This is a genomic window from Pedobacter endophyticus (assembly GCF_015679185.1).
Taxonomy (GTDB): domain Bacteria; phylum Bacteroidota; class Bacteroidia; order Sphingobacteriales; family Sphingobacteriaceae; genus Pedobacter; species Pedobacter endophyticus.
Map to the genome: position 1 here is coordinate 3,854,581 of NZ_CP064939.1, position 18,628 is coordinate 3,873,208.

General features: G+C 46.1%; 4 protein-coding genes. 3 read left to right on the top strand and 1 reads right to left on the bottom strand.

The features are described 5' to 3' along the window. Positions 1–22: 22 nt before the first annotated feature. A complete protein-coding gene (locus IZT61_RS15725; RefSeq protein WP_196098003.1) occupies positions 23–2,614 on the bottom strand; it encodes an NACHT domain-containing protein in 2,592 nt (863 codons plus the stop codon). A 230-nt stretch (positions 2,615–2,844) separates the two neighbouring features. Between IZT61_RS15725 and IZT61_RS15730 the strand changes: the two genes are divergently transcribed. The 3 genes from IZT61_RS15730 to IZT61_RS15740 are packed head-to-tail and all read left to right on the top strand — an operon-like array spanning position 2,845 to position 18,620. Then, the gene (locus tag IZT61_RS15730; RefSeq protein WP_196098004.1) at positions 2,845–15,570 is read left to right on the top strand and encodes an Ig-like domain-containing protein; all 12,726 of its coding nucleotides are present in this window, start codon (positions 2,845–2,847) and stop codon (positions 15,568–15,570) included. Between the two features lie 36 nt (positions 15,571–15,606). Next, positions 15,607–16,608 carry a PorP/SprF family type IX secretion system membrane protein gene (locus IZT61_RS15735; protein WP_196098005.1) on the top strand — a complete coding sequence of 334 codons (1,002 nt, stop codon included), beginning with the start codon at positions 15,607–15,609 and terminating at the stop codon, positions 16,606–16,608. 8 nt (positions 16,609–16,616) lie between these two features. Further along, positions 16,617–18,620 carry an OmpA family protein gene (locus IZT61_RS15740; protein WP_196098006.1) on the top strand — a complete coding sequence of 668 codons (2,004 nt, stop codon included), beginning with the start codon at positions 16,617–16,619 and terminating at the stop codon, positions 18,618–18,620. Positions 18,621–18,628 lie beyond the last annotated feature (8 nt).

The window sequence follows — 18,628 nt, forward strand, 5'->3', positions numbered from 1 at the left end:
GTGATGAAAATCACAAGGCTTTTTAGCAATTCTGACTTCGCCGGTACGATTTCAGAATCTTAAAAGTCTGCTCAAACTCCTCGCCGTTAAGGTTAGAATATTCCGGCATTGCCGTTTTATGGTCGTGCAAGAAATTTAGCAGCTCCTTTATGGCGTTCGATACTTCTTCAGATGATTCGGTGTGCTTAAGTGCATCAATCTTACTTAAAATCAGAGAAATCTCCAGCATTCGGAGATCATTTTTCGAAGCAATTTCAAGCCCCGAATCAATCTCCGTTAAGGCCTGATCGTAATTGTGAATGCAGTTGTAGAAAGTAGCCTTAAAAATTTTAATGCCCGTTAAAACGAAGTTGGTATAATAAATATATTCACTTGCAATAATTTTATCTAAAAACTGCATAATTCGCTGAGCCTTCTTAAAGTAATTCAGCTTTAGGTAGGTGTGGCCCAAATACAGCAACAGAAACGGCGAAAATACCGAATACCTGACGTAGAAAATATTTGGGTACTTATTTAAAATCGCCATAATAAAGCGATGGCATTCTGCATAATTTTTCTGCGAGAACAATACCATCAGCACCAACCTAAAGCACAATACCTCTGGGCTGGTCAGGTCTTCATTTTTGTGCGGCTTGCTTTTGTCAATTTCATAACAAAGCTTAATAATCTTTTCTTCGAGGTTTTTGCTTTCTGTCGGTTTGCTATTGAGAACGTTGTGGAAATAAAGAATTAAATCGTACGGATTAATCGGAAACAGATCGTTCAGTCGCTTGTAATTTCTTTTTAAAAGATGCATTGTGTTTTGCAACGAAGCCTTATCTACATCGACAAGATAGATGTTACATTCCAGAACGTGGAGCATGGTTTGAATATCCTCGTTCAGTACATTGCCCGAAATTGTTTTAATCGTTTCCTTATACAGCTGGCTCATCGTGCGCCCGTGGGCCATCAGGTCTACAAAATCGATACCTACATTCAGCTTGCTAAAGTTTGCATTTGGCTTACTGAGTTCGTATCGCGAAACATAACAGATAAAATCAAAAGAGGCGTTTTTTTCTTGGTTGGTAAAAGGAAGCTTGAAGATATTTTTGAGCTGCGCAATCTCGTTTCTGTTAATACAAAACCGAATCGACCAATTTAAGATGTGCTCTCTCAAAGAGTTTTCCTTACTAAAGGTTTTTAAAATATATTCGAAAAACCCCTTGCATGATTGATAGTCAAATTGCTCGGTGATTTGAATGAATAAAAAATAAGTATAAACATCTTTACTGATGAAACGCACCACTTCAGTAGGAATTGCGGTACTAAATCGCTTTTCCTCAATTAAAATCCCGGCCTTTAAGAGATCTGCGTATGCCTCGGGATAACAATTTATATAATCAAGTATTTTTTCTTTAGGTACGCTTAGCTTTTTATCGCGTTCAGAGATGCACCCGCTTATTTTCTTCGAAAGGTAGATCTTTTCGGTGCTTTGCTTCGCCAGGAAGACCTTTTTTTCCAAAAAGTAATTAATCAGCTCATAGCAAAGAAGCGGATTGCTTAGTTCGAGCATATTATCCTCTATCTTTAGCGTAAAGTACACCTGAATCCAGAAAGGAGTTTTAAATTGGGCAAGCACAAGCGGACTTACATCGCCTTTGGTTACCTTTTTATTTTCGATGTGGCTTAATGTGTAAAGAATTTCGTCCACATTTAGTGGCGGAACATTGCTTAAAGTATCCTCATCGTAAAACAACCCGGTGTACCAGGCCTTGTTTAAGAATGCTGACCCCGACAACGTTGGCTGAAGATTAAGCCAGGTATTGGTGCGTAAACCAAAAATCAGTTTTACAAAATTGTTTTCCTCAATACTGTGTAAAAAGTCGATGAAGACATTTAAATGGACGCTTTTTGCTAAAACATCGTCGATGCCGTCAACCACAATCACAAACCGGCCCTTGCGTTCCTTAGGGTTTTTTTTGAAGAAGCTGATCATTTCGCTCAGGCTTTCGAATTTAAACTCTTTCAAAAACCAGTCTTTTAGCGATAGGCCACTTTGTGTAATCGCATTTACGCTCATGGAGTTCAGAAGTACAACAATGTCGTTCTTGTAAATCGCATTTTCGGAAACGAAAAAATGCTCGACCATGTGCGCTATTAAAATCGATTTACCATGACCAGGCTGAGCGCTTATTGTAGTAAATTGATAGTTGTTCTTAAGGAAATAATCAAAATCAGGATAAAAGAAACTTCTGTTAGCCGTGGAATTAAACGGAACGCCTGAGTTGTTTTTTTTCGAAATTAACGAAACTTCGGTTATCGCCTGAGCCTTTAGCTTTAGGTTATGCCAAATGCTTTGTGCAGAAGTAGTTTGCGATTCCTTATCCCGACAAAAAGAGTCCCAATCGTCGTAGCCGATGTACTGCGATAGACTATTAAGCGTAAAAAGTGAAAATTTATGAAGGGTGTTCGCAAATCCGAAAAAGCGTTTTACAGTTGTTTCACTGACGTAGTTTTTCGTTTCTTGAAAAACGTATTCGGAAATTGTCTTACAATGAGCCGGATCGATATTACGCAACCCAGACTTGATAAGAACAAACTTCCTGAGTTCAAGAAGGAGCTCATTAGTGTTCATTATATATGGATGATGACCTCTGCTAATGTCATCATAATTTCACGAAAGGGAAAATGTTTTCCATAATAATCGTTCTCATGAATAAAATGAATAGAAAGCTGACAAGGCAGAATGAATAGTAATGGATAAAATTGATATCGTTTAAGGCTTAGTTTTGTCATGAAAAAATAACGTTCCCTAATACGTTACCCGAAAGTCACCGAATATAATCATCCTAACTAACGCCTGACATGATGAAAATCTTTACCAAAAGTTCCCTGAAAGGAGTCTATTACATTGCTCATGCATTTGCAATCATCATTCTTTTAACGCTCTTCCAGTCTAAATCGTATGCTCAAACCAAAGTTTATGCAAATGCTGTAAGTGCGGTTTCTCCCAATGGAATGTCGTCTCTTTTGGGCTGCGGTATTGCAGGATTAGGTCCTTGTTATAACACGCCGACAGTTGATAATGCAACTAACGCCACCACTAGCGACAATAATACGTTTGCTACGGTTAAATCTTTTGGCGGGGTGGCTCTGGGGCTTGCAGGCTATTCAGGTCAGATCGATCTGAAATTTGCCGACGCTGTTCCGGCGAACACCACAACATATATAAGATTAGACTTTGATGGCGATGTGCTAAATGCACTGCTTGGGGGCAACCTGGGCGGATTGCTGGCCAATGTTGGTGGCAACGTTATTTTAGGTAACCACTCGTTCGAAGTCGGGGCAAAAAACGCTGCCGGAACCACTGTACTCAGCGGCTCAAGCACTGCTGCGTTTTCGAGCCCTAATTTACGTTTGGTTAAAGATGGTAATGGCTATTTTTATGTGGCAATTACACCTACGCAGGCTTACGATAGGGTGTATGTAAGAGATGTTACCAGCAGTTTATTATTGGGAACAACCAACAGCACCAAGGTTTATTATGCCTTTCATGCTTCCGGGAACGATCCTTGTGCGCAGGCCTTTACCACTGGTTTTGAGGGAACGGGCATTACACTCGATGCCTTGCAACTTGGCGGTTCGGGCGTAACAAACAGTCAAAACGCCATTGATGCCAATCCAAATAACTATTCTACTTTGAGTTTGGGGATATTGGGCGTAGGCGCTACCGTCAGTCAGAATTTCTATTTCCTAAACCCTTCTAACCCGGGCGACGATTTTAACCTCAGGTTCAGTTCTTCATCAGCCTTGCTAACTGCTGGCGTTTTAAATAATATTACCGTTACGGCCTATAACGGCAACACACAGGTTTACACCGCTTCGGCGGCTTCGTTGTTAAATCTCGATTTACTGGGATTGCTCAACTCCGGTGCGCCCACTACGGTACCTTTTTCGCCGGGTGTAACTTTCGATCGTGTGAAGGTAAGCCTCGGCATTGTTGTTAACTTAAATCTTACGCAAAGCATCAACATTTATGGTGTCACCCGCACCGCAGGCCGACCAACGTTTACAGCGCCTGCAACAAACGCCGTTGCTGCTTGTTATAATACACCTGCGGCACTTACGGCAACTACGCTTAGCACAAACGAATTGATTTGGTACGATGCGATTGAGGGTGGAACCCCATTGGCAACAGTTGCTTACAATGGCACTTTTACCACGCCAGCGTTAACAGCGAATAAAACTTATTATGTTGCCGCCAGAAGATCTGGATGTACATTGGAATCGGGCAGGGTTCCTGTTGCCGTTACCGTTAATCCTCAAATTGTTTTCAACGGATCGACGCTTACCAATGCAACACCGGGCTTTGCATACGCCAAACAGTTGGATGTTGCTACAGGCGGAACACCAGGCTTTACTTATGCACTGGCCCCCGGAAGCTCGCTGCCGGCAGGTTTAAGCCTTTCTTCGACGGGGATTATCACGGGCACGCCAACAGCTCCAAATACGTATACCTTTTCTGTAGTTGCAAAAGATGCAAAAAACTGTACCGCAACTGCAAGTTACACACTAACCGTAACCACGGCATTGGCGCTTACTCCGGGTACATTGCCCGAGGGAATAACCGGAACAATTTATCCTACTCAAACCATCCCGGCTGCCACTGGCGGTACCGGCCCATATACTTATACTGCCAATAACTTGCCTCCGGGATTAACATTTAATCCGGCAACAAGAGAAATTACAGGAACACCAACCGTTCCGGGGCAATATACTATCCCGGTTACGGTGACAGATGCGAATGGAAATGCCATTACTTCGAACTACACCGTTAAGGTTACCGATCCCTTGGTACTTACGGCTGCAACTTTAGCCGCTGGAACTACCGGAACAGTTTATACCACGCAAATTATTCCATCGGCAACCGGCGGTACAACGCCTTATACCTATTCGGCTACAGGATTGCCTCCGGGGCTATCTTTTAATCCGACAACGCGGGCCATAACCGGAACGCCAACGGCTTCGGGCACTTTTACCACTGCGGTAACAGTAACAGATGCCGACGGAAAAACAGTGACGACCAACTATGCGATCGTGATTAACGATCAGCTGCTGTTACCTGCCGCAACTTTGCCAAATGGTACCGAGGGTGTGGCTTATGCAGCACAAACGCTTCCCGCAGCAGTTGGCGGCGTTGGTCCTTATACTTACGTAGCAACTGGCATTCCGGCTGGATTAACTTTCAATCCGTCGACGAGACAAATTACAGGAACCCCAACACAGGCAGGTAATTATACCATTAGCGCAACTGCAACTGACAGTGAGGGCAGAACCGCCAGTAATACCTATGCGCTTAGGGTGGTGGGAACATTAAACTTGCCGGGTAAAACATTGCCCGATGGTACGGTTGGCAACTCCTACTTAACGCAAACCTTACCAGCGGTATCGGGCGGCACTGCTCCTTATACTTATGCTGTAACGGGCCTTCCGCCGGGATTAACTTTTAACCCCACTACAAGAGAAATTTCTGGTACGCCAACTCAGGGCGGTGCCTACTCCGTTGCTTTAACTGCAACCGATGCCAATAACAACAAGGCTACTACCAGCTACGCATTAAACGTTGGTGTTACTGCGCCGGTTGTGGCATCTGCTACAGTATGCGCTGGCAGTACAGAAACATTAACGGTAAGTAACTTGCAGGCCGGTGTAACTTATAATTGGTATGCTTCTACCGGAAGTACGCCTTTAGCTACAAACAACAATGGTACTTTTGTAACACCTGCAGTAACTGCGGCAACTGTTTTTTATGTAGAGGCAGTATCGGGTACAGCGGTGAGCACCAAAACACAAGTATCGGTTGCGGTGAACCCACCAGCAACACCGGCCACCGTAACAACCAACAATCAGGTAATTAACAGCGGTCAATCGACCACCTTACAGGCTACTGCCGATTCAGGCAATACCATTACCTGGTTTGACTCGGCAACCGGCGGTACACAGGTGGGTTCAGGAACATCGTTTACTACGCCAGCGTTAACGGCCAACACCACTTATTACGTTCAAACTACCAGCGCAGCCGGTTGTACCAGCTTAACGCGTGTGCCTGTAATAGTTACCGTAATTTCGAATAACGGCTCAACCGCATGTAATGCAGCAAATAGCCAAAGCACAGGCATCAACGGCATCTGTGTTGCCTGTAGCATTACCGGAGCGGGCAATTCTACTGATGCAAACGCAAGTAACTTTACCAGATTATCGTTAGGCGTAGGCGTTGGCGCAACAGGTTATCAGCAACTCATTTTCCCAACTACAGGCGTTGCTACAGACAGCATTCGCTTAGATTTGGCTTTGCCAGGTGGCCTGGCCGATGTAAACGTATTAAATGGCATAACGGTTACCGTACTTAACGGCAGTACCGTTGTTAGCACAACAACTATTAATGGCGGCTTATTAAACCTCAGCTTGTTGGGCGGCAATCGCTTTGCGGCAACTGTTTTGGCAGGCGGCGCTTACGATCGCGTTCAGGTGAGTTTTGGCGCTGCCGTTTCGGCACTTAGCAGCTTAGATATTTACGGTGCAACGGTAGTTTATCCGGCCCCAACTTTAACATCGGGTGCCCAAACGGTTTGTAATGGTGCAACGGCAACATTAGCGGCAACGGCAAACGGCGGCACAACTTTGGCCTGGTTCGATGCACCAACAGGAGGTACGCAATTAGGAACGGGCGAAACTTTTACTACCCCGGCATTAACTACAACTACAACTTATTACATTCAGGTAAGCAAGGCATCGTGCCCTAATCCAATCAGGGTTCCGGTTACAGTAACGGTAAATCCGGCAATTGTATTTGCTGGTACAACTTTAGCCAATGCCACCATTGCATCGCCATACAGCGTGCAGTTACCTGTAGCCACCGGCGGTACGCCCGGCTATACTTATGCCCTAAGCTCGGGAAGCACTTTGCCGACAGGCTTAACGCTTTCGTCAGCGGGATTAATTAGTGGCACACCAACGGCCACTGGCGACCCAACGTTTTCGGTTACGGTTACCGACAGCAAAAACTGTTCAGCTACGGCAACATTTAATTTAGCTACTTCGCCAGCGTTAATGCTAACGCCTGGTGCTTTACCTGACGGTATTACCGGAACGCCATATACTACAAACGGTATACCTGCAGCCACTGGTGGCACTGGCCCATATATTTATTCGGCAACTAGTCTTCCTTCCGGCTTAACGTTTAATACGACAACAAGAGAAATTACCGGAACACCAACTCAACCGGGCAATTATACCATTCCGGTAACAGTTAGCGATGCAACGGGTAACACCACTACCGCTAACTTTACATTGGCGGTTGTAGATCCGTTGGTTTTACCTGCGGCAACTTTGGCCAACGGAACAACGGGATCAGTTTATACTACGCAAATCATTCCATCGGCAACCGGTGGTACTGCACCTTATACTTATGTTGCTACAGGTCTTCCTGCTGGTTTAACTTTCGATCCATCAACACGGGAAATTACCGGAACGCCAACACAGGCTGGTACGTTTACCATTCCGGTAACGGTTACCGATGCTGCCGGACGCACGGCAACAAATAGCTACAACGTTACAATTGGCGACCCATTATTATTACCGAATGCAACTTTACCTGATGGAACGGAGGGTACTGTTTATGCAGCGCAAACATTGCCTGCAGCAGTTGGCGGTACATCGCCATATACTTATGTGGCAAGTAATTTACCAGCGGGCTTAACGTTCGATGCAACAACCAGACAGATTACTGGTACACCAACAGAAGCCGGCAATTATTCAATTGGCTTAACGGCGACTGATAACGCAGGAAAAACTGTTTCTAACACCTATTCATTAAGAGTAATTGGCGTGCTTTCGCTACCGGGCGCCACTTTGCCAAATGGTATTGTCGGCACTTCTTACCCTACACAAACGCTGCCGGCGGTAAGCGGCGGAACCGGGCCTTATACTTATCTGGCAACGGGAATCCCTCCGGGATTGAGCTTTAATACCGCCACGCGAGAAATTACCGGAACACCAACTTTGGGCGGAACATACACCGTTTCATTAACTGCAACTGATGCTGAAGGCAACAGTGCAACCTCTACATACAGCCTCGTTGTTAATGTAAATGCTCCGGTTGTGGCCGCAGCAACGGTTTGCTCTGGCAGTTCGGCAACACTAAGCGTAAGTAATTTACAGGCTGGTGTAACCTACAACTGGTATGCCTCTGCAGGAAGCACACCGTTAGCCACCAATAACACAGGCGTTTTTGCGACTCCGGTAGTTACTTCGCAAACTGTTTTCTATGTGGAGGCCGTTTCCGGAACTGCAGTAAGTGCCAGAACCGCGGTTACGGTTTCTGTAAATCCCGATGCTGCACCTGCAACTATTATTACCAACAATCAGGTTATTAACGCTGGTCAAACCGCTAACCTGTCGGCTACTGCCGATGCCGGAAGCACAATTTCATGGTATGCAGACACAACTGGTGGAACCGCGCTTGCAACGGGCGCATCGTTCACTACGCCTGCACTATCTACTACCACCACTTATTATGTAGAAACCGTAAACGCATCGGGTTGCGCAAGCCTTTCTCGTGTTCCGGTTACTGTTACCGTAATTAATGGCGATGGCGGTAGTGCCTGTAATGCAGCGAGCACCCAAAATTCGGGCATTACCGGAGTTTGCTTACTGTGTGGAATCACCGGTGCCGGAAACTCTACCGATGCCAATCCGAGCAACTTCACCAGAATTACATTGGCAGTTGGTGTCGGATCAACAGGATATCAGCAACTCATTTTTAACACACCGGGCACTGCCACCGATAGCATCCGTTTGGATTTAGCCTTACCTGGCGGCCTTGCAGATGTTGGTTTGTTAAGTAATGTAACATTGAACGTAATGAACGGCACAACCGTTGTAAGAACCGTTCAGTTAAATTCATCACTTCTAAATCTTCAATTGCTTTCTGGAAACCGGTTCACCGCAACTATTCCGGCTGGCGGCGCTTACGATAGAGTGCAGGTAAGCTTAGGAGGCGTTATATCTGCAGTAACCAGTTTAGATGTTTACGGCGCCACTGCGGTTTATCCTGCCCCAACCATTACCGCCGGAAACCAGACCATTTGCGCTGGAGGCACGGCCACCTTAACGGCAACTGCCAATGGCGGCACAACGCTAGCCTGGTTCGACACACCAACCGGAGGCACCGCTTTAGCAACTGGCGAAACGTTTACTACGCCGGCACTTACGGCAACAACTACTTATTATATTGAAGTAAGCAAAGGAACTTGCGCAAACACAACAAGAATTCCGGTTGTGGTAACCGTTACCCCATCATTGCCTACACCAGTATTGGCAACCATTGCCGATGTATGCGAAGGATCACCTGCTACATTATCGGTAGCGAATCCTGCTGCGGGCACTACCTACAGATGGTACGATGCCACAACAGGTGGCAACTTAGTATTTACTGGTGAAGTATTTACTACGCCAGCCTTAACCGCTAATGCCACTTATTATGTAGAAGCAGCGCAAGGAAACTGTACCAGCGCAACGCGGGCTGTGGCTGCGGTGAGTGTTAACCCTCGCCCTGAGCTGCCAATAGTGAGTGCAAATACAACCACTGTTGCTGCGGGCCAAACGGCTATTATTACTGCAAGTTCAACAGATGCCACCAACACTTTCAACTGGTACACTTCTGCAAATGCAACAACACCAATTTATACAGGTGCTATTTATGTAACACCACCATTAACGGCAACAACAACTTATTATATCGAATCGGTTTCGACCAATGGATGTACCTCTTCAAATCGGGTTCAGATTACCATTACGGTTGACGGAAACGGATCGCCAAATCCGGTACCGTGTGAAGGCGCAATCGCTCAAACGAACGGCGTAAACGGTGTAGCGCTGCTTTCGGGTGTGTTTAACCCAACCTTATCAATTGATAACGATACACAAACTGCTTCATCGCTGGTTATGCCGGTAGGTGCAGTCGGCGCATCAGTTTACCAAAGGTTATCGTTCGGTTCGGCATCTCGCATTGGCGATACCGTGCGTGTAGTGGTTTCAACTCCCGGCAAGTTATTATCACTGGCGCTTCTAGCAAACGCTTCGGTAACTACTTATCTGGGTACAAACAGCAACGGCGATGCCCGATTGTTAAACAGCAATTTATTAAATATTCAGTTATTAAGCGGTGGTACCCAAGCGGAAGTTACTTTCGTGCCAACCGCAATATTCGACAACGTAGAAGTGAGGTTAAACTCCGGCGTATTGGGTGCGCTTACATCGATTGATGTCAACTACGCACAACGCATTTTGGCTGCACCAACAGTAAGTGTATCAAATGCTACGGCTTGCGTGGGTGCTACAGCACAGCTTGCGGTGAGTAACCCATCATCAGACTTAACTTACAGATGGTACGACGAAGCAGGTAATTACCTTGCAGGAAAAGATGGTGTTATTTTTACAACGCCTGCGCTAACCGGCGATACTAAATTCTATGTAGCGGCAGTTTCGGCAACGGGCTGTGTAAGCTACAGAACACCGGTAACGGTAACCACCAACCCTGCACCAGTTGCACCAACTTTACTCAATGCTGATGTAAGTACTTGTTTAAACACGGCGGTAACCTTGCAGGTGAACAACCCTGTGGTGGGCACAACTTACAACTGGTACGATTCGGCAACATCAACAACCGTTTTATTCACTGGCGATAACTTTACTACGCCTGTAATTACGGCAAACAGAAGCTATTTCGTTTCTGCAACCAATGCTTGTGGTACGCCATCGGCCAGAACCGAAGCAACCATCACTTTAGGAACAATTGATATTCCGGTAATTACACCGCCATCAATTACCATTACCAGCAACTCGGTAGCTATATTAAAAGCAACATCGAGCACAGCCGGCGCAACCATAAACTGGTACGATGCACCGGTTGCAGGCAACTTATTATTTACCGGCGATACCTTTGTAACGCCACAATTAACAGCAACTACCACTTACTATGCAGAAGCCAGTGCGCCTGGTGGATGTATTGGAATCGGTAGGGCGGCCATTACCGTAACCGTAACATCGGGCCCTCCAGTTACAACGCCTTGCGGATCGGCTACCACCACCGTTGCAAGCGGAGTAACCGGTATCGCTGTTGGCGCAGGTGTTATTAACCCAACGCTTGCTGTTGATAATGATACCAATACCGGTTCGAGCCTTGTTATTCCGGTAGGCGCATTGGGTGCCTCGGTTTATCATCAGGTAGGTTTCCCTGAGCTTTCGAACATTGGCGATACTTTAAGGGTAAAAGTTACCGTTCCGGCGCAATTATTATCGGTGGCGCTGTTACAAAACCTCACTTTAACCACATTCCAGGGATCAACCAGCAATAACGATGCAACATCAATTTCAAACCCATTGATCACCCTGAATTTACTCGCGGGCGGAAGCACTGCAATTTTAACGTATGTGCCAACAAGCAGGTTCGACGGGGTAGAATTAAGACTTAATTCGGGCATTTTGGGTGCATTAACCTCGGTTAATTTTGATTATGCACAAAGAACCATCACCAAGCCAACCGTAGCAACTGCAACGGCAACAGCTTGTGAGGGCGCTACAGCAACTTTAAATGTAACCAATCCGCAGGCAGGAATTGTGTATAAATGGTACCTCGGATCGGTATATCAAACAGGAAAAGACGGAACAACGTTTACTACCGACCCAGCTTTAACCGCCGGAACTTACGTTTACAATGTAACTGCTACGGCCACTGCAACAGGTTGCGAAAGTGCAGCTACACCAGTAACCGTAACTATATTGCCTCCACCGGCTACACCAGTGCTAAGCACCACTAACCCGGCTAGCACCTGCGTAAACAGCCCGGCCACTTTAAGTGTGCAAGCGGTAGCAGGTGTAACTTACAACTGGTACGATGCGGCAACAGGCGGCAACAGGTTGGTAAGCAACAACAGCAGTTTTACTACTTCTGCATCGCTTGCGCCAGGCGTGTACACGTATTATGTAGAAGCCGTTAATGGCAACAGCTGCGCAAATGCAACACGTACACCGGTTTCAATTACCGTAAATCCAGCAGCAATTGCGAGCGACATTACGGTAACAGGCGGCACCTCGTTATGCGCTTCGGGTACAACAGTGTTAACGGCATCGAGCACAACGGTTACCAACCCGGTATTTAACTGGTACAGCGATGCAGGTTTAACTAATCAGGTTTTTGAGGGCGCTACCTTTACAACACCTGCCATTACAGCCTCAACCAAATATTATGTAACAGTTAAAGGAACAAATAAATGTGCCAATACGCCGGGCAATGCCAGCGAAGTGAGCATTACGGTAAATCCGATTGCCGTGGCAGCCGATATTAGCCTATCGGGTACGAGCACAATCTGTGGTGGTTCATCCGTAGTATTAACAGCATCGAGCACCACGGTAACCAACCCGGTATTTACCTGGTACAGCGCTGCAGATTTATCTACAGTTGCCTTTACAGGTCCGGTATTTACTACGCCAAGCCTAAACGCAACCACTACCTATTATGTAACCGTTAAAGGCGATAACAAATGCGAAAACAGCGCCGCTACTGCAAAAGCGATTACGATAACGGTGAATCCGGTTGCAACCGATGCTGATATCACTTTAAGTGGGTCGACTTCGATTTGCAGCGGTGCCACAGCAGCATTGTCGGCAACTGCAACAACTGTTGTTAATCCGGTATTTACCTGGTACAGCGACGCTGCCTTAAGCAATGTTGCCTTTGTGGGTCCTAATTTTACCACGCCTGCATTAACCGCAACAAAAACTTATTATGTTACGGTTCGGGGCGACAATAAGTGCGAAAACTCAACAGCGAAAGCATTAACCGTAAACGTAAAAGAGATTGCAACAGCTGCTGATATTTCGTTAGCCAATGCAGCAATCTGCTCAGGTTCGACTGTAATGTTAATGGCTTCGAGCACAACGGTTACCCAACCGGTATTTACCTGGTACAGCGACGCTTCGTTAACAGTGCCTGTATTTACCGGGCCAACGTTTACCGTTACCGGTTTAACCAATACCACTACTTATTATGTAACGGTTAAAGGAGCCAACAAATGCGAAAACACGGCCGCAGGCGCCAAGGTGGTAACAGTAACGGTTAATCCGTTAGCAACCACAACCGATATTATCGTAAATGGAGGCACAACAGCATGCGCAGGTTCGCCGGCTGTGTTAAGTGCTACTTCGCCAACCGTAAACAACCCGGTATTTACCTGGTACAGCGATCCTGCTTTAACAAACATCAGTTATATTGGTGCTACGTTTACCACACCGGTGCTAAGCGGTACTACCACTTACTATGTAACGGTTAAAGGAGATAATAAATGCGAAAATGCAGCGGGTACCGCGAAAGTAGTTACCGTAACGGTAACTCCGGTAGCCACTAACGCAGATATTACCGCAGCCGACGCTACAATTTGTGCAGGTTCAAATGCGGTGCTTTCAGCATCGGGCACAACGGTTACCAACCCAACATTTACCTGGTACAACGACGCTGCTTTAACATCGGTGGCTTTTGTTGGCGCATCGTTTAGTACACCTGCGCTAACCGGAACCACAAAATATTATTTAACTGTTAAAGGCGATAATAAATGCGAGAATGCTTCGGCAACTGCAAAAGTGGTAACGGTAACTGTAAATGCGGGTGCCACACAGGCAGATCTAACCGTATCGCAACCAACCATCGTTTGCGGCAGCGGAACTGCGGTAATTAACGCAAGCTCTACAACCGTAGCCAACCCGGTATTTACCTGGTACCGCGATGCTTCGTTAACAGTGCCTGTGTATACGGGTGCCATATTTACTACGCCTAACCTAACCGCTACAACCACTTATTATGTAACTGTTAAGGGTAGCGATAAATGCGAAAATACTGCGGCCAATGCCGTAGCCGTAACGGTAGTTGTTAGCCCAACTGCAGTTGCAAGCGATATTACAGTAAGCGGCGCTACCGCCATCTGTGGTAATGCAGTTGCCGTACTTACAGCAAGCTCTACAACGGTAACCAACCCGGTATTTACCTGGTACAGCGATGCGGCCCTTACCAACCCCGTGTTTACTGGCTCGGTATTTACTACGCCGGCACTAAGCGGTAACGCCACTTATTATGTAACCGTTAAGGGCGATAATAAATGCGAAAACCTGCCTACAGCGGCAAGGGCAGTAGCTGTAACCATAAATGCAGCACCAGAAAACCCAGTGGTTTCTACTACCGGAACTAATATTTGTGCAGGCGAGGCTACCACGTTAACCATTAGCAATGCACAAAATGGCGTAACCTACCAGTGGTACAGTGCCGCAACAGGTGGAAATTTACTCTTCACTGGCCAAAGCTATACTACGGCAGTGCTTACAACAACCACCGACTTTTATGTAATAGCCACCGGGGCCGGAGGTTGTAACAACACAGGCGGCCGCGTACGCATTACGGTAACCGTAAACGCCAAGCCGGGCATCCCAACTGTAGCTTCATCGGCAGTGAGTGCTTGTGCAGGCAGCAGCACCGTATTATCGGTTACCAGCCCACAAACAGGAGTAACTTACAACTGGTATACCACCGCAACAGGCGGAAGTATTGTAGGTACGGGCGTTAACTTTACCACGCCACCGATAACCGCAAATACAACTTATTATGTTGAAGGTACAAACGGTTCATGCGTATCAACAACCCGAACAGCTGTAAATGTAACTGCCTCGCCAGTGCCAGTTGCACCAACATCGGTAACGGCAGCAAACGGAATTATTTGTTCGGGCAGTACAACAGTACTTACAGTGAACAACCCTACAGCCGGGCTAATTTACACCTGGTTTGCAGCAAGCGCTGGCGGTAGCGCCCTGGCAGAAGGTACAATCTTTACTACCCCGGCATTAACGGCTACCACCACTTATTATGTAGAAAGTGTTGCAGCAAGCGGATGTTTAAGTGCAACAAGAACCCCGGTAACAGTTAATGTGCTTCCGGTGTTAGAGCGGCCAGTTGTAGTTGTGCAGGCCACTACCGCAAACAGTGTAAACTTCGCCTGGTCGCCCGTAACAGGTGCAACCGCTTACGAAGTATCGTTAGATAACGGCTTAACCTGGGTAAATCCAACCAATGGTTCAACAGGTACATCGTATCTGGTATCGGGGCTGAAACCAGATCAAAGCGTAACGATTATTGTAAGGGCAAGGGGACAAATCGACTGCCAAACCAGTGCCAATTCAAGTCCGGTTACAGGTACGGCAGCAAATCCATTTGGTAACGATGTTTACATCCCGAATGCGTTTACACCGAACAACGATGGTAAAAACGACACCTTTATGATTTACGGAACCGCCATTGCAGGTGCCAAACTGACCATCTATACCCAATGGGGCCAACTCATTTATCAAAGCGACAACATGTCGGCCGGATGGGATGGTACTTATAAAGGCGTAAATCAACCGATTGGCGTGTACGTTTACATGGCCGAAGTAACTTTCAAAGATGGAACAACCACGATAAGAAAAGGAACAGTAACGTTAATTAGATAAGTGCAGTTAAATCAGAAACAGTTAAAATAAAAGACCATGAAATTACTATCGGCTTTAAAAATATATATCGCAGTAATCGTACTTGTGTTGTTAACGGCAAGGTCATTTGCACAAACCGATCCGCATTTCTCTCAATACTATGCCTACCCGCTGTGGCTAAACCCCGCGCTAACAGGTGTAATTGATGGCGACTACCGCGGGTCGGTAAACTTTAAACAACAATGGAGCTCATTAAACAGCCCCTTTGTAACCGGGGGCGCTTCATTCGATTTAGCGCCAAAAAAGAACTTCGCTTTTGGCGCAACCGTACTCAACCAGCGGGCAGGGGAGTTAGATTTTAACTACCTCACCGCCTTGGTGTCTGGTTCCTATCGTTTGCGGTTTGGCGCAGAAGGTTTGCAAATGGTGAGTTTCGGTTTGCAGGCAGGCATTATCAACCGGAGTTTCGATTTTTCTCAGGCACGCTTTGGCGATCAGTTTAATCCCCTTTCCGGTTACGATGGTAGCATGATGAGTGGCGAGACTTTATCTTCACAATCATCCTTAATGCCCGATGTAAACGCAGGCATTATGTTTTTCGATGGAGACCCCAATCGCATTGCCAATGTGTTTGCCGGAGCCAGCGTATCGCATTTAACCCGCCCTAAAGATCATTTTACAGGAATGGCCTCCCGGCTTCCAATGCGCTTTACCGCCCACGGAGGCGCCCGAATCCGTGCATCAGATTTGTTGGATATTGTGCCGAACGGTTTGTACATGACCCAGGGAAACACCCAGGAGATTTCTATTGGTACTTACGCACAGCTGAATGTTAACCAAAACTCAAGCTTCCTTTTCGGCGGCAATTACCGCGTAAAAGATGCTGCCATTGCTTTTGTTGGTTTGCAGCTCCGCAATATGGTGTTCGGTTTAAGCTACGATGTAAATACCTCCAGCTTTAATCGCGCTTCTAACAGTAATGGTGGGTTAGAATTGTCTATATCGTTAATTGGTCGCAACGGAATTATCGGGCCAAACTTTTTCTGTCCACGTTTATAATCAATCAGATGAAAAAAATACTAGCCATTTTTCTACTAGCCTTTGGCAGCTTTGCCCAAGCCCAATATGTGGTCAATTACAAGCGGGTTGCCGATACTTATTTCGAAAATCAGGATTATTATGCTGCTGCTACCTTTTATAAAAAGGCATTAAAAATTACAGGCGATAGCACACACGCGGTTTTACCTTACGGGAAGGATAGAAAATCGAGTTCAGATGAGAAAACTATTGAAGATTACGAAGGCTCGATTTTTAAACTTGCCGAAGCCAGCCGCTTATATCGTGATTTTACCGAAGCCGAAAAGTATTACAGCATTGCCATAACCTTTACCAACACCCGGTTTAGAAAAGCACTGTTTTATTATGCAAAATCGTTAAATGCAAACCGAAAGTTTACACAAGCCATTACCGCGTACGAGCAGTACATTCAAAAAAATCCCGGTGACCCGCTTGCCGGCGATGCCAAAAAGGAAATTGCATCATGTAAGTTTGCTATCGACGAAATGCGTTTCCCGCGGATGGTTCGGGTAAAAAAGCTGCCTAACGACCTTAACGGACTGGGATCTAACTATGCGCCCGTTAAAATTAATAACGAATTTTATTTCACTTCCTCGCGGCCAATTGCAGTAGCAGGAAAGAAAGACATCGTTAAAACCGAAACGGGCGAGGTGCAGGTGTCAACCAAATCCAATCCATTTATCAACAACATCTATTCGGCCAAAAGCGACTTTGCTGCGGGTAACGATGTGTCGGTAAAAATGATGAACATTAAGCTGCCCAAAGATGTTGAAGTTGCCGCAACCACATTTACGCCTGATGGGAACACTACTTATTTTACCGTTTGGCACGAGAAAAGTAATTATGCCATTTATACCGCGAAGAAAACGGGCGATAGTTGGAGCGACCCGCAACCGCTGGGGCTTGAGGTAAATAGCAAAGATTTTAATGCTTCGCAGCCTTTTGTAACCGGCGATGGAAAATATCTGTTGTTTTCGTCTGACAGGCCCGGAGGTTATGGAAAGTTCGACATCTGGTTTTGTACCCTTCGTGATGATGGATCGCTGGGCCAGCCCGTAAACCTTGGCAATACCATTAACACCGAAGATGATGAGCGGGCACCTTATTATAATGTAAATACGAAGAAGTTACTTTTTAGCACCGACGGGCGGGTGGGCCTTGGCGGATTCGACTTTTTTGAAGCCGAAGGCGACCTGATTACCTGGGCAACGCCCAAAAACCTGGGCTATCCGTTTAACTCATCCAAAGATGATATTTATTTCACCGCCATTGATGCGCTCGGCAATAGAGGCTACATCAGTTCCGATCGCGAATCGACCTGCTGTATGGAGCTTTTTGAGGTAAAGAAAGAAGCTTTCAACGTAAACGGAATTTTAACAGATTGTAAAACGAAAATGCCATTGCCAGAAGCCAATGTGATGCTTGCAAATGCCGAAGGACAACAGAAACTGGTAACAGGCCCCAATGGAAAATATAGTTTCAAGGTAGATTCTAAGCGACCCGTTAAGCTCACTTTTGCAAAGGATAACTATTTCGCCATTACCAAAAATTATGCTTACGAGGAGCTTGCCAAGGCCGATACCTTAATTACTAAAGATTATTGTTTGAGTCCTTTTAAGCTCGGCATCCCAATTGCGCTCGATAATATTTATTATGAGTTTGATAGCGCCGATTTAACAGAACCATCAAAGCAAGTGCTCGATTTTCTGGTTCCGATTATGGAAGATAATCCGCAAATGGAAATTGAACTGGGCTCGCACACCGATAATTTAGGAACAGACGAGTATAACCTCGATCTCTCGAACCGAAGGGCACAATCGTGCGTAACGTACTTAGTGAGTAAAGGCATTGCGGCATCGAGGCTAACGTTTAAAGGCTATGGCGAATCGATGCCCCTTGCGCCCAATACCATTGGTAAAGGCAAAAAACAAAAAGACAACCCTGCAGGCCGGGCCAAAAACAGGCGTACCGAATTTAAGGTTACCAAAAAATAAAGCCAATC